The following is a 13,330-nucleotide window of genomic DNA, read 5'->3' on the forward strand; positions in this document are numbered from 1 at the left end:
GTTCTCCCCCGTCCTCTGCCTCCCTCTGTTCCCTCTGGCCCGCGGGCCGCCATTGTCGTGCCATGGCCGCCGCGTTTACCTCGCATTGTCAGAAGAGATCGAGCTGCTGGCCGCAGATCCGCTCGAACGACTCCCCCACAAAGGGAAGGATGGCGTCGGCGATGGGCCTGAGCTGCTTGTCGATGTAGTGCTCGTAGTCGACGGCGCTGCGCCGGTACTCCAAAGGCTCTGGGCCGTTCAGGGTCATCAGGTAGGCGATGGTGCCCCTGTGCTGATAGCGCTGGGGCAGGCCGCGGCGCAGGTTCTCCTCATCCGCCAGGCGCGCGGCCCGCACATGGGGCGGCACGTTCTTCTGATACTCTTCGAGTTTCTGGCGCAGCCGCTTGCGGTAGATGAGCAGATCGTCGTGACGGCCCGCCCGGGTCTCGTCCACCATGGTGCGCACATAGCTGCTGGGATCCTGGTCGTGGAACACCATTTCGTAGAGCCGGGTCTGGAATGCCTTGGCAAGGGGTGTCCAGTCGGTGCGCACCGTCTCCAGCCCCTTGAACACCAGGTGCTCCCCTTCCCCTTCGCCCACCAGTCCCGCATAGCGTTTCTTGCTTCCCTTCTCCAGCCCGCGAATGGTGGGCATCAGGAAACGGCGGTAGTGGGTCTCGTACTGGATCTCCAGATGGCTCGGCAGGTCGAACTCCCGCCTGATCAGCGCGGCCCAGTTGTCGTTGATCATCTTCGCCAGTCGCTGGCCAATCTCGTCCGCCTGTTCGAGACGGATATCGCTCCCCAGGTGCACGAAGGTGGAGTCGGTATCCCCATAGATCACCTCGAACCCTTCTGCCTCTATCCACTCCCGGGTCTGCTGCATGATGCCGTGGCCCCGCAAGGTGATGGAGGAGGCGAGCCTCGGGTCGTAGAAGCGGCAACCCCCCGACCCCAACACCCCGTAGAAGGAGTTCATGATGATCTTGATGGCCTGGGAGAGGGCCTTGTTACTAGCGGCCTTGGCCCGATCCCGCGCCGCCCAGAGGGTGGCGATGAGATCCGGCAGGAAGTGGCGGGTTCGGGAGAACAGGGCGCCGCGAAAGCCTGGAATGGCGTTATCCGGGTGTTTGAGCCCCTCCACCAGCCCCATGGGGTCGATGCAGAAGGTGCGGATGATGCTGGGATAGAGGCTCTTGAAGTCGAGCACCAGCACGTGGCGATAGAGCCCCGGCTTGGAGTCCATCACATAGCCGCCGGGGCTTGCGAGCCCGCCGTCTGCCGGCAGGTTGGGCGCCACATAGCCACCGCGGTGCAGCCGTGGCAGATAGAGGTTGGTGAACGCCGCCACCGACCCGCCCACCCGGTCGAGCTCAAGACCGGTGAGGGAGGCGCGCTCGATGGCGAAGGGGATGAGGTGGCAGAAATCGAAAATCTCCCACACCAGCCTGCAATCTTCCAGGTTGTAGCGGGCCAGCGCCTCCTTGTCGGAGTGGAACAGCTCGGTGATCTTCTCCCCCCGGTTGGCCACGTCCTCGATGTCCTTGCCCCGCCCGAGCAGCTCGCTCGCCACCGCATCCAGGCTGTAGCTCGGGAACTGCCAGGTGGCGCTCTTGAGGGTATCGATGCCGTCCAGCACCATGCGCCCCGGGATGATGACGTTGCCGCTCTGGGGGTCGTTTCGGGACGAGCGCCAGAAGCAGAGCTCCCGCCCGCGCCCGAGCCGCAACCGCCGTTTGTGGAGTTCGGCGCGGCGCAGCAGCAGGCGAAAGTCGAAATTCACCACGTTCCAGCCGATGACGAGATCGGGATCGTGCAGGCTGAACCAGCCCTCCAGGGCAGCGAGCAGGGCTGGCTCGTCCGCCACCCACTCGACGGGGGTCTCCCAGTCCTGCGAGTCCGGCTCCGGGGCACCAATCATGATGACCCGCGCGTCCTCTTCGCTATGAAGCCCCACCGAGAAGAGAGTGCCATCCATGGCGCACTCCACGTCCAGGGAGACCCAGGAGAGGGTCGGCGTCACCGCCTGCGGCGCACAGCGCGCCTCGTTTACCTCCCAGTAACCCTGCCTGCCCCCCTTGCGCCTCGCCTTGCCGTCAAAGCGCATCCCGGCGGTGATGAAGCGCTCCATGAGAAAGCGCTCGGGCAGGCGGATATCCGCCTCAAAGTGCTCCAAACCACGGATGAGCAGCAGCTCGATGGCGCGGTGAAAGGCGCTCAGGGTGGCAAAGTAGCAGCCCACCACCCGGCTCCCCTCGAAGGTGTGCATGGGGAGGCGGCGAAAACGCCCCCTCACTCCGGCCCCCTTGAAGAGCTCTGCCGCCTCCTCCAGGTGGCGTTCCGGCAGGAAGAAGACCGGCTCCTGCCCCGGCACCACCACCCGTACCGGCCCCTGTGCGCTCCAGAGCCACATCACGATCTCGGTACGCCCCTGCACATCCCGACCATGGCGGGTCAGGATGAAGCCGTCGAGCGGCGGGGTCACGGGAGAGAAGGGCTGGATGTCGGTCATGCAGGTGGTCGGGCTCAAGAGTGGGATGGGACTATTGTACGTTCATACAGTACCCGGCTGCAATTGCCGGGCTGGGCCCTCAGGGCAGGCGCTGTGCCCCGCCTTTGCCATCCGGCGCCGGATTGGGGCATAGTAACCTCGGCATCACTCACCGGCACCGGGCGAGACGGCATGTCCAACTCCCGGCAGACGCTGCGGCCTGCGCGCGCGCCAACCCTTTCCTCGACAAGGAGCACCCCATGACACAACAGTGGCAACGCATTGCCTCCCGCCTCACCGATGTGGGCGGCATCCCGGTGGCTCGCGCCATCCCGGTCAAGGAGCGGCGCACCATCGGGCCCTGGTGTTTTCTCGACCATATCGGCCCGACCCGCTTTGCCCCCGGCGCCCCCGGCATGGATGTGGGGCCCCACCCCCACATCGCCCTGCAGACCTTCACCTGGATGCTGGAGGGGGAGATCCTCCACCGGGACAGCCTGGGCAGCAAGCAGGTGATCCGTCCGGGGCAAGTGAACCTGATGACCGCAGGACGGGGCATCGCCCACACCGAGGAGTCGGTCCCGAACCAGCCCGATCTGCACGCCGCCCAGCTCTGGATAGCCCTGCCCGAGGCGGATCAGCATACCCCGCCCCGCTTCGATCACTACCCGACGCTCCCCCGCTGGCAGCAAGGGGAGATCACCCTCACCCTGCTCATCGGCGAGCACGGCGGCCGGCGCGCCCCCACCCTGCACTTCTCCCCCATTCTGGGGCTGGATCTGCACGCCCCCGAGGGAGGCGAGCTCACCCTCCCCCTGGATCCCGCCTTCGAGCACGGCCTCTTTCCCCTCGCGGGGGAGACCATCGTCGCAGGGGAGGTCCTGGCCCCGGAGCAGCTGCTCTACCTGCCCCCCGGCAACCGGGAGGTGGTGCTGACCCTGCGCCCGGGTGCCCGGCTGCTGCTCATCGGCGGCGAGCCCCTGCCCAGACCGCTGCAGATCTGGTGGAACTTCGTGAGCGTCGACAAGGAGGCCATTCGCACCGCCGCCGCCGACTGGGAGAGCGGTCATCCGCGCTTTGGCGAGGTGACGGGTTACCAGGGGCCTCGTCTCAAGGCGCCGCCCCTGACCGGGCTCTGAGCCAGGGTTCCAAAACAAAAGAGCGCCCATGGCGCTCTTGTTGATTGGGATGAAGGCCCGTCAGGACTCCTCTTCCTGCTCCGCCTGCAACCTGGCCCGGCGGGCCATGGCCTCCTCCTGGGCACTCTCTATCTCGTGCAGCACGCCATCCAGATCGATGGCCTCCCGGCTCTCTTCGAACAGGCCGGTGAGCTCGGTCTCGGGGCCCAGCTTGCCATCCTCGAACAAGGACCACATCTCCCGGGCATACCGGGTCTTGAGCAGCTCGGGGGCATACATGCCGTAGTAGTTGCGCATGTTGTCGACATCCCGCTCCAGCATGGCCCTGGCCTGGTTGTTGGCGGCGGCATCCACCACCTGGGGCAGGTCGATGATGACGGGCCCCTCTTCGTCCACCAGCACGTTGAACTCCGAGAGATCCCCGTGAATGAGCCCGGCGCAGAGCATGCGCACCACGTAGCGGATCACCTTGCCATGATCCACCAGAGCCTGCTCACGGGTCAGGGCCACGTCGTTGAGACGGGGAGCGACGTTGCCGTCGGCGTCGGTGATGAGCTCCATCAGCAGCACGCCATCGAGGCAGACATAGGGCCTGGGCACCCGCACCCCGGCCGCCGCCAGCTTGAACAGGGCATCCACCTCGGTGTTCTGCCACACCTCTTCGTGCTGCTTGCGACCGTACTTGGAGCCCTTCTCCATGGCGCGGGCATCGCGGCTGCTGCGCACCCGTCGCCCTTCCTGATAGACCACGGCCTGCTTGAAGCTGCGCTTTGACGCCTCTTTGTAGACCTTGGCGCAGCGGATCTCGTCGCCGCAGCGCACCACATAGACGTCGGCCTCTTTGCCGCTCATCAGCCGGCTGATGACATCGTCCACCAGGCCGTCATCAACCAGAGGTTGGATTCGATTTGGAATTTTCATGACCGCCCTTTTACCCTATTTGCACCTTGTTTGCACCTGTTTGCTGGTGGCCTGCCACCCCTGTCAGAAACGGCCCGCAAGGGGGCCGTGTCGATCAAGGTTCCGGTGGCAGCCCCTGGCGGATGCGGCGGATCCCCGCCTCGTAGAGACCGTCCTCGCCCTGATCGTGCTCCTGGGTTTCGAAGATCTTGAGAAACCACATGTACTGCTCGGGGAAGCGGCCAAGCTGCTGCTCCACCATGCGGTTCATCTGGTTGACGTCCGCCACCAGATCCGCGGTGGGATAAGGGTCGAACGGCGCCTCGATCTCCAGCCGGTAGCACCCCTCGTCCTCGTCGTAGCAGGCCAGAATGGGCACGGCGCGGGCACCGGTCAGCTTCACCAGCTTGGGCAGGGCCGGCAGGGTCGCCTTGGGGTGGTTGAAGAAGGGCACGAAGAGGCTCGCCTCCCGGCCGTGATCCTGATCCGGCAGATAGAAAAAGCTGTCGCCGCTGCGCAGGGCCTTGATGGCGGGCTTGATGCCGACGCTGCGCTCGTAGATACGCCCGCCCTTGCTGCGCTCGCGGTTGATATACCAGTCGAACACCGCATCCTTGGGGCTTTTCATCATGGTGCACATCTTGATCCCCTGCAGGGGGAAGTAGCGGCCAATCATGTCCACCGCCCAGGTGTGGGGCACCACGAAGATCATGGGGCGACCGGCTGCCCGCTCCGCTTCCACGTGCTCCCAGCCGCTCACCTTGACGCGCCCCTTGAGGAAGTCGGGGCTGCGCCAGGTCAGCTCGCCAAAGCCCAGGAAGGTCTTGAGCCCCACCCGGATGGATTTCAGCAGCAGGGCCTGACGGCCCGCCTCGTCGAGATGGGGGAAGCAGATCTTGAGGTTGGTGTCGGCGATGTAGGCCTGCTTCCTGGAGACGCGCAGCAGCAGGGGGGCCAGGTAGTCGGCCAGCTTGTCCCGTGCCCTTGCCGGCACCCAGGCCAGCAGGGAGAGCAGGGCGACGGCCAGCCAGCTGCCCCATAGACGGGGGTGCAGCAGGCGCGGATGAAAAGAGGTATCAAACACCGGATCTTGTGCGGACATGGTCGCCATCGAATCATCAAAACAGACCGTCATTTTAGTGATCCTGACAACTTTTTCTACCCTGCCCTGCACAGCGCCACCGCGCCAAGTCACTGATCAGACAAGTTAGAAATAAAAAGTGGCCCGCTTGGGGCCACATTTTTGCACCGGGTGAGCGCAAGGCTCAGGGATGAGGAGCAAGGCCCCGGCGGATGCGCCGGATCCCCTCTTCGTAGAGGCCATCCGGCCCCACCTGATCCTCACGGGTGTCGAAGATCTTGAGGAACCACATGTACTGGCCCGGGTGGCGGCAGAGCTGGCGCTCCACGCTGTCGTTCATGCGGCAGGTATCCGCCATCAGATCCGCGCTCGGGTAGTCGGCGTAGGGAGCCTCGACCTCCAGCCGGTAGCCGTGCGCCTGCTCGTCATAGCAGGCCAGCACCGGCAGGGCCCGGGCACCGGTCAGCTTCACCAGCCGTGGCAGGGCCGGCAACGTCGCCTTGGGGTGGTTGAAGAAGGGGGCGAACAGGCTCGCCTCCCGGCCGTGATCCTGATCCGGCAGATAGAAGAAGCTCAGACCGGATTTCACCGCCTTGATCACCGGCTTGATGCCGGCGCTGCGCTCATAGACGCGGCAGCCGTGCCGGGCCCGCGCGCCGTTGATGTGCCAGTCGAACACCGGGTTGCGGGCGCTCTTCATCATGGTGCACATGGGCAGGCCCCGCTGGGCGAAGTAGTAGCCCGCCGCGTCGATGGGCCAGCTGTGGGGCACCACCAGGATCACCGGTCGGCCAGCGGCCTGCTCCGCCTCGATATGTTCCCAGCCGCTGACCTGGATCCGCCCCATCACGTGGGCGGGGCTGCGCCAGGTGAACTCGCCAAAGCCCAGCAGGCTCTTGAGGCCGACCCGGATGGAGGTCATCAGGATGGACTCCCGCTCGGCCTCGCTCTTCTCCTTGAAGCAGATGGCGAGGTTGGTCCTGGCGATGTAGATCTGCTTCTTCGAGATGGCGCATACCAGGGGCGTCAGAGCATCGGCCAGGCGATCCCGCCAGCGCGGAGGAACGAAGGCGAGCACACCGATGGCACCGAGGGCGAGCCAGCTCAACCAGTAACGGGGGTGCAGCAGACGAGGCTGGAATCGGGCGTCAAACACGGGATCAGATGAGGACATGGGGCACGACAAAACAATGGGAAGATAAAGTGGCGCGCATCGTGACAGGTATTACCAGTTAACGCCAACTGAATGTCGCCTGTATGGGCAACTATTTAAGCCACTTCACGGATTGACAAAAATAATCTGCTTCATTTGATTCCTCTCTGTTTCACTGCATCACGAACGGCAGACCCCGCACGGGCGGGGTCGATGACGAGGGGGTAAGAAAACCTTGTGCCTAGCGGCGTGCGGGCTGCCCCGGCAGGTCATCCTGCACCGCCGGCAGGAAGAACATCAGATAACGCAGGGCCACGTAACCCACCACCAGGGTGGCCACCCCCAGCTCCAGATAGGCCAGCTGATGGAGCTGCTCGGCATAGCGGGCCGCCTGTGGCCACTGCGACAGCAGGTGACTCACCTTGAACAGGGCGGTGGCCCCGATCACCAGGGGGAAGGTGAAAGCGGCGTAACCCGGCGAGAACGGCAGGCGCAGCAGCTTGATGAAGGCCAGGTAGATGATGCCGGTCATCAGCACGGCGATCCCGAGCAGCACCGCCACCAGCAGCAGGGAGGGATCCTGGCTCACGGTGAGGTAGCCGGCCAGCGACAGGCTCGCCGGGGCGGCCAGGATGGCGATGGTGGGCTTGGCGGCATCCGGCACCTCGTGGCTGAAGATGAGGCGATAGAGCATCAGCGGCAGCATCAGGCCGTAACAGGCCATGCCGAACCAGAGCAGGCCGGTGGCCAGGGATGCGAAGGGACCGCCCGGGTAGGCCACGTCAGCCACGATGATCCCCACCGGCGGCACGAACCAGCTCGGCACCATGTGATGGATTTCAAACGCTTTGGCCCTGTGCCAGACGAAGGTGGCGAGGAAGACGAGGTGGACGACGACCGCAAACAGCCAGAGCCCCTGCCCCAGGGTCGGGGCGAGCAGGCCGACCGCCTTGGAGACCACCATGGTCCCCATGGCGTAGGTGGGCACCACGCTGCCCACCACGGGATGGGCGAGATCCTGCCACAGCAGGCGCGGGTGGATCAGAAACTTGAAGGTCAGGACGAGGAGCAGCACGGCGGCGATGGCGGCCCCCAGCAGTTGCAGACGGCCATCGAACTGACCGGCATTTTCCCAGCACCAGCCGAGGCTGGCGATCCCGAGTGCCAGACCGGCCATGGGGGTCGGGGCGGCGGCCAGGGAGCGGCGGGTTCTTGCGATCATGGCGGATACCCTCTTGATGATGACGATGGGCATAGGATAAAGGGGGTCTATCGTTTACGATATCTAAATGAATTGAACTTAGCGTTTAGGAAAATCAAACGATATGAAGCTCACCCTGCAACAACTCAAGGTGTTTGCCACCATCGCCCGCCACGGCAACCTGGGGGGCGCCGCCAATGAACTCTGCCTGAGCAAGGGGGCCGTCTCCCAGTCGCTGCAGGAGCTGGAGCGCCAGCTCGCCACGCCCCTGTTCGACCGGGTGCACCCGAGGCTCCAGCTCAACAGCGAGGGGCGCCTGCTGCAACCGGCCGCCGAGGAGCTGCTGACCCGGATGCAGGAGATAGAGCAGCTCTTCAGCCCCGATGCCGAGCCGAGCGGCCAGCTGCACCTCGGGGCCAGCCAGACCATCGGCAACTACCTGCTGCCCGCCCTGCTGGCGGAGGGGGCCCAGGAGCTGGGGGCCGCCCCCAGGGTCACCATCGCCAACACCCACCTCCTGTGCCATGCCCTTGCCCACTTCGAACTGGATCTCGCCCTCATCGAGGGGGAGAACCACCACCCGGACCTGGTGAGCGAACCCTGGCTGGAGGACGAGATGCTCATCATCGCCGCCCCCGGTCACCCCCTGGCGGATCAGCTCGAGCTGCCCCTGCGCCGGCTTGCCGGGGAAACCTGGGTGCTGCGCGAGGCGCAATCCGGCAGCCGCGAGCAGTTCGAGCAGCAGCTCCAGCCTCACCTGCCCCGCTGGCAGGCGGGGATAGAGCTCAATACCCTGGAGGCGGTGATGCTGGCGGTGGAGAAGGGGCTCGGCATCTCCTTCATCTCCCGCCTCGCGGTGGCAGACCGACTGGCACAGGGGCGCCTGGTGGCCCTCACCCCGAGTCGCCGCTTCCCACGCCAGCTCTCCCTCGTCTGGCACAAGCAGAAGTTCCACTCCGCCGCCCTGCGCCGCTTCCTGGCCTTCTGCCGCGCCCAGACCCTGGCGTGAGACACCCTTCGGATGCAACAAGGGCGCCATTGGCGCCCTTGTCGTTCAGCCGATGAACCCCTCGGCCCTCAGCCCTTCCCAGGCCTCAGCCGGCGAGTCCCCCTTCAATCCAGCCGAGCACCTGCCGGGTCACGGCCTGGGGCACCCAGGGGGAGTCCAGTAGCCGGTGGCGCAGGCAATCGGCGAAGTGATCCGCCTCGTGCTGCATGCCGCCCCCCTCCACCGGCAGATAGATGTCCGCCGGCCAGATGACCGGAGCAGGCCCCCCTTGCCAGCGAATGTGCTGGGGATTCCACCACTTGCCCTCGATGACCAGGCGCCACCCCTCCCCGGACAAGGACGCTTCCCGCTCGAGATCCTCGATGATGGAGGCCTCGAGCTCCGCCCGAAACGGCTCATCGAACGTGAAGCTGGCGGCGAGATCCACCTCCCCCGGAGCCCGCGTCAGCGTCACCTCGGGGGTGGGGCAGCCCAGCCCCAGCCGATGGCAGAGGGCGGCATGGAGCCAGAGGGGATAGACCCCCACGTCCCAGGCGGCGCCGCCATCCAGCGCCGGATCGAACAGCTTGCCCACCCTGGGCTGGGTCGAACCGAACGCCGCCCGCAGCTCGCGCGGCGGCGGCAGCAGGGGCAGGCGCTGCAACAGGGCGCGCATGGCGGGGAAGCACATCACCTTCATGGCCTCGAGCAGCAGCAGGCCCCGTGCGTGGGCGAGTGCCACCAGGGCGTCCCAATCTGCTACCCGGGTCACCGCCGGTTTTTCCACCAGTACGTGCTTGCCCGCCAGCAGCATCTGCCTCACCAGGCCCACGTGCTCCGGGTGGATCACCGCCACATAGACGGCCTCCACCTCGGGGCTGGCGGCCAGGGCCTCATAGCTGCCATAGGCGTGGGGCAGCCCCAGATCCCGGGCGAACTCGTTCGCCCGTCCCTGGTCCCGGGCGGCGATGGCCACCACCTCGGCTCCCCTGGCGTGCCCGTTCACATCGCGGCAAAAACGCCGGGCGATGGCCCCCGCCCCGGCAATGCCAAAGCGCAGGGGCGCCCTTGTCTCGTCGTGCATCGTCTCTCCTTGCTACCCAATGGTGGACCCCGGCATCACGCCGGGCGCGGGCTCCCGGCCAGGCTGCGCAGCCAGCTTATCTCCTCGCCCCAGATGGACTCGTCGATGGTCTCGAGGATAAGCGGGATGCCGTCAAATCGGTCGTCGTTCATGATGTGGTGGAACACCGCCTCGCCGAGGTTGCCCTCCCGCAGGCTGTGGTGACGGTCGACCCGACTACCGAAGGTACACTTGGCGCCGTTGATATGCATCCCCTTGAGGTACTGGAACCCCACGATGCGGTCGAAGTCGGCAAACACCGCCTCGCACCCCTCGGGGGTACGCAGATCGTAACCGGCGGCGAAGGCGTGGCAGGTGTCAAAGCAGACGCCGACCCGACTCTTGTCCTCTACCCCGTCGATGAGGGTGGCCAGGTGCTCGAACGACCAGCCGAGGTTGGTGCCCTGGCCGGCGGTATTCTCGATCACCGCCGTCACCCCTTCGCTGCGCTCCAGCGCCCAGTTGATGGACTCGCTCACGAGCTTGAGGCTCACCGCCTCGGGGATCTGCTTGAGATGGCTGCCCGGGTGGAAGTTCAGGTAGCACAGCCCCAGTTGCTCGCAGCGCTTCATCTCGTCCAGGAACGCATCCCGGGACTTGGCGAGGGCATCGGGGTCGGGATGACCCAGGTTGATGAGGTAGCTGTCGTGGGGCAGGATCTGCTCGGGGCGAAAGCCCTCCTTCTCGCAGGCGGCTTTGAAGGCGCGAATGCTGGCCTCGGAGAGGGGCGCCGCCTGCCACTGGCGCTGGTTCTTGGTAAACAGGGCGAAGGCGTTGGCCCCGATGGCTTTGGCCCGGGCGATGGTGTTTTCCACTCCGCCCGCCGCACTGACGTGGGCTCCGATAAATTTCATCTCATCTCCTGTGCACTTTGACCGGGTGCCTGCCGCGCTGGCCACCGCACCCGTTGCCGGGGCGCCATTATGCCCAAGCCTTCCCCGGGCGCCAAACCGGGATTGTCGATGGGGGCAATGGAAAAGGCGCCCGAAGGCGCCTTGATGAGAGACAGAACATCCCTGTCCGTCAATAGGCCAGACCGGCCCCGTAGGGATAGAGCGGGCTTTGTGAGTCTTTGGCCACGTCCGGGGACTGGGCCAGCACCGCCTGCCAGCTCGAGGGCAGCTCGAAGGGGAGCTTGCCGCGTGCCTTCTGGGTGCCGCTCATGACATCGAACAAGGCCTGATCCAGGGCGCCGAAGTTGGCGAGTAGCACCCGGGCCGCCGGGGCCACCTCGGTCAGGATGGCGGGCCTGTCCAGATAGACGGAGAGCACCAGGGGCACCCCGGCCTGCTCGATGGCCTGGATGGCGGCAAAGTCATCCGCGCCGCGGTAGACCCCTTCGTGGGCCGTCTCCTGCACCACCTGATCATTGCTGGCAAAGCCGAGCTGACCGAAGTGGATGCTGCCAAACGGGAAGCGGGGATCCTGCTCGCCCGGGGCGTTGACCCGCACGATGGCAAGCTCCGCGTCGGCCAGGTTCGTCACCACCGTATAGCCGTTGGCCCTGGCCACCTCGGCGTTGACATTGTGCAGATAGACCCGCTTGCCGTCCGCCTTCAGCGGCAGCAGGGCCCCCTCGTTCTTCAGCAGCACGTGAGACGCCGCCTGGGCGGCCTGGGCCTCCTGCTGGAACTCGGCCTTGCCCACCAGGGCCACCGCGGCCTCGGCATCCACATAGGGATTCTCAAAGAGCCCGAGGGCGAACTTCTGTTCCAAGATCCGCTCGGCCGAGGTGGTGATGGCCGCCTCGGTCACCAGACCGCTCTGCACCGCCGCCAGCAGGGGAGCCGGATCTTCCACGCCACCGAACTGATCCACCCCGGCGTCGATGGCCTTGGCGTAGCGCTCGGCCTTGGTGAGCTTCTCCACGCCCCAGGACATGCCAAAGGGCACGGTCCAGGGGCTCACCCCGGCATTGACTTCATCCTGGGTCAGCCCCTGCTCGCAGCGGCTGTCACAGTCATTGACGATGCCCCAGTCGCTCAGCACCACGCCGTCAAACTTGAAGTAGCCCCGCAACAGATCCGTGATGATCTGGCGGTTGAAGCCAAACCCCACCTCCTCGACGGGCTGCCCATCCTGGGTCAGTCCCAGGGGCATGGCGTAATAGGGCATCACGGCGGCCACCCTGGCCTCGAAGGCGCCTTCGAAGGGCACCAAGTGGTAGGCAAACTGACCGCCGGGATAGATCTGCTCCTTGCCCCAGGGGTTGTGGGCATCCAGCCCGTCCTTCTGGGGACCGGCCCCGGCGAAGTGCTTGACCACGGTGACCACGCTCTCCTTGCCTATCCCCTCGCTCCCCTGCTGGAAGCCCTCGATGTAGGCCTTGACCAGGGACTTGGCGAGCAGGTTGTCTTCCCCGAAGGTGCCGTTGATGCGGCCCCAGCGCGGCTCGGTCGCGAGATCCGCCTGGGGCGAGAGGGCCTCGTGGATGCCGACGGCCCGGTACTCCTGACGGGCGATGTCGCCAAAGCGCTGCACCAGGGCGGCATCGCCGATGGCGGCCAGCCCCAGGGTCTCGGGCCACTGGGAGAAGGCCCCGGCACCGATGCTGGTGGCGTTGGGATCATGGGTGAAGTGGTTGCGGGGATCCGTGCTCACCGTCATGGGGATGCCGAATCCCACTCCTTCCAGCAGGGCCTGCAGGGTGTTGTTGTCCGCGGCGATGGCCGCCGGATCACCGGCCATGCGGGTGATGAAGGTGTTGACCCCGTCCTCGCGCAGCATCTTGTCCATGGCCGCGAGGTTCACCCGCCCTGCCCCGTCCAGCACCAGGGTGCCGTGCATCATCAGCCCTGCCTTCTGCGCCAGGGTGAGCCTGCCCACCAGATCCCGGGCTCGCTCGGCGGCGCCGAGGCGCCAGTCCTCGTAGGGGGTCAGGGTGCCGCTGCCATCGAGATCCTTGAATTGCAGGCCGTCCTGCTCGATGAGGGTGACGGTGCGGTGGCCCAGAACCGGCTGCTCGGGCTTGGGGGTGGAGTCATTGTCGTTGCACCCTGCCAGCAGCAGGGCCCCGATGGCGAGGGCGACACGGGTTCGGGAGAGCGAGTGGTGTTTCATTGTTGTTATCTTCCTTGTGTGTGTAGGAGTCGCCACTCTATGCAAAAGCGGCCCCTCTCACTTGCCCGTCGGGTGCAGGAAGTTGCCGGTTGGGAGCAGGATTGAAAAGTGTGAAAAGGGTTGCAGGGTTACCCTTGGTTACAAATCTGAAACATGAAAGCGGCGCTGGCTCACGGCAATCCGCCGCCGTTGGCCGATGATGGTGGGCCACCGCT

The 13,330-nt window shown here is 65.8% G+C and carries 10 protein-coding genes; 2 read left to right on the forward strand and 8 right to left on the reverse strand.

Annotated features, from left to right (window positions below; genetic code table 11):
* Window positions 1-88: 88 nt before the first annotated feature.
* Entirely contained in the window at window positions 89-2,491 is a 2,403-nt protein-coding gene (locus tag AB5Y53_RS09855) for a DNA polymerase II (protein WP_368181856.1), read from the reverse strand.
* A 239-nt stretch (window positions 2,492-2,730) separates the two neighbouring features.
* Between AB5Y53_RS09855 and AB5Y53_RS09860 the strand changes: the two genes are divergently transcribed.
* Window positions 2,731-3,609 (forward strand): pirin family protein, encoded by an 879-nt coding sequence (locus AB5Y53_RS09860; RefSeq protein ID WP_368181857.1) that lies wholly within the window; start codon window positions 2,731-2,733, stop codon window positions 3,607-3,609.
* 60 nt (window positions 3,610-3,669) lie between these two features.
* Here AB5Y53_RS09860 and AB5Y53_RS09865 read toward each other — a convergent pair whose 3' ends face one another.
* The 4 genes from AB5Y53_RS09865 to AB5Y53_RS09880 form a co-directional block, all read right to left on the reverse strand.
* A complete protein-coding gene (locus AB5Y53_RS09865; protein ID WP_029314478.1) occupies window positions 3,670-4,530 on the reverse strand; it encodes a PA4780 family RIO1-like protein kinase in 861 nt (286 codons plus the stop codon).
* A 94-nt stretch (window positions 4,531-4,624) separates the two neighbouring features.
* Window positions 4,625-5,620 carry a lipid A biosynthesis acyltransferase gene (locus AB5Y53_RS09870; protein ID WP_029314477.1) on the reverse strand — a complete coding sequence of 332 codons (996 nt, stop codon included), beginning with the start codon at window positions 5,618-5,620 and terminating at the stop codon, window positions 4,625-4,627.
* 154 nt (window positions 5,621-5,774) lie between these two features.
* A complete protein-coding gene (locus tag AB5Y53_RS09875; RefSeq protein WP_368181858.1) occupies window positions 5,775-6,764 on the reverse strand; it encodes a lipid A biosynthesis (KDO)2-(lauroyl)-lipid IVA acyltransferase in 990 nt (329 codons plus the stop codon).
* Window positions 6,765-6,984: 220 nt separating this feature from the next.
* Window positions 6,985-7,965 carry a TDT family transporter gene (locus AB5Y53_RS09880; protein ID WP_069651447.1) on the reverse strand — a complete coding sequence of 327 codons (981 nt, stop codon included), beginning with the start codon at window positions 7,963-7,965 and terminating at the stop codon, window positions 6,985-6,987.
* Window positions 7,966-8,068: 103 nt separating this feature from the next.
* Between AB5Y53_RS09880 and AB5Y53_RS09885 the strand changes: the two genes are divergently transcribed.
* Window positions 8,069-8,953 (forward strand): LysR substrate-binding domain-containing protein, encoded by an 885-nt coding sequence (locus tag AB5Y53_RS09885; RefSeq protein ID WP_039039086.1) that lies wholly within the window; start codon window positions 8,069-8,071, stop codon window positions 8,951-8,953.
* Between the two features lie 85 nt (window positions 8,954-9,038).
* Here AB5Y53_RS09885 and AB5Y53_RS09890 read toward each other — a convergent pair whose 3' ends face one another.
* From AB5Y53_RS09890 to AB5Y53_RS09900, 3 genes are all read right to left on the reverse strand, one after another.
* Entirely contained in the window at window positions 9,039-10,016 is a 978-nt protein-coding gene (locus tag AB5Y53_RS09890; protein ID WP_368181859.1) for a Gfo/Idh/MocA family protein, read from the reverse strand.
* Between the two features lie 35 nt (window positions 10,017-10,051).
* Entirely contained in the window at window positions 10,052-10,909 is an 858-nt protein-coding gene (gene nfo / locus AB5Y53_RS09895; protein ID WP_042880583.1) for a deoxyribonuclease IV, read from the reverse strand.
* A gap of 169 nt (window positions 10,910-11,078) precedes the next feature.
* Window positions 11,079-13,115, reverse strand: coding sequence for a glycoside hydrolase family 3 protein (locus AB5Y53_RS09900; RefSeq protein WP_368181861.1), 2,037 nt, complete (start codon window positions 13,113-13,115; stop codon window positions 11,079-11,081).
* Window positions 13,116-13,330 lie beyond the last annotated feature (215 nt).

The organism is Aeromonas sp. R7-5 (assembly GCF_040908015.1).
Taxonomy (GTDB): domain Bacteria; phylum Pseudomonadota; class Gammaproteobacteria; order Enterobacterales; family Aeromonadaceae; genus Aeromonas; species Aeromonas caviae.

Excerpts from the sequence above, each read along its gene's own strand:
- nfo (WP_042880583.1), bottom strand. The coding sequence starts at position 10,909 with ATGAAATTTATCGGAGCCCACGTCAGTGCGGCGGGCGGAGTGGAAAAC.
- AB5Y53_RS09885 (WP_039039086.1), top strand. The coding sequence starts at position 8,069 with ATGAAGCTCACCCTGCAACAACTCAAGGTGTTTGCCACCATCGCCCGC.
- AB5Y53_RS09870 (WP_029314477.1), bottom strand. The coding sequence starts at position 5,620 with ATGGCGACCATGTCCGCACAAGATCCGGTGTTTGATACCTCTTTTCAT.
- AB5Y53_RS09890 (WP_368181859.1), bottom strand. The coding sequence starts at position 10,016 with ATGCACGACGAGACAAGGGCGCCCCTGCGCTTTGGCATTGCCGGGGCG.
- AB5Y53_RS09900 (WP_368181861.1), bottom strand. The coding sequence starts at position 13,115 with ATGAAACACCACTCGCTCTCCCGAACCCGTGTCGCCCTCGCCATCGGG.
- AB5Y53_RS09880 (WP_069651447.1), bottom strand. The coding sequence starts at position 7,965 with ATGATCGCAAGAACCCGCCGCTCCCTGGCCGCCGCCCCGACCCCCATG.
- AB5Y53_RS09865 (WP_029314478.1), bottom strand. The coding sequence starts at position 4,530 with ATGAAAATTCCAAATCGAATCCAACCTCTGGTTGATGACGGCCTGGTG.
- AB5Y53_RS09855 (WP_368181856.1), bottom strand. The coding sequence starts at position 2,491 with ATGACCGACATCCAGCCCTTCTCTCCCGTGACCCCGCCGCTCGACGGC.
- AB5Y53_RS09875 (WP_368181858.1), bottom strand. The coding sequence starts at position 6,764 with ATGTCCTCATCTGATCCCGTGTTTGACGCCCGATTCCAGCCTCGTCTG.
- AB5Y53_RS09860 (WP_368181857.1), top strand. The coding sequence starts at position 2,731 with ATGACACAACAGTGGCAACGCATTGCCTCCCGCCTCACCGATGTGGGC.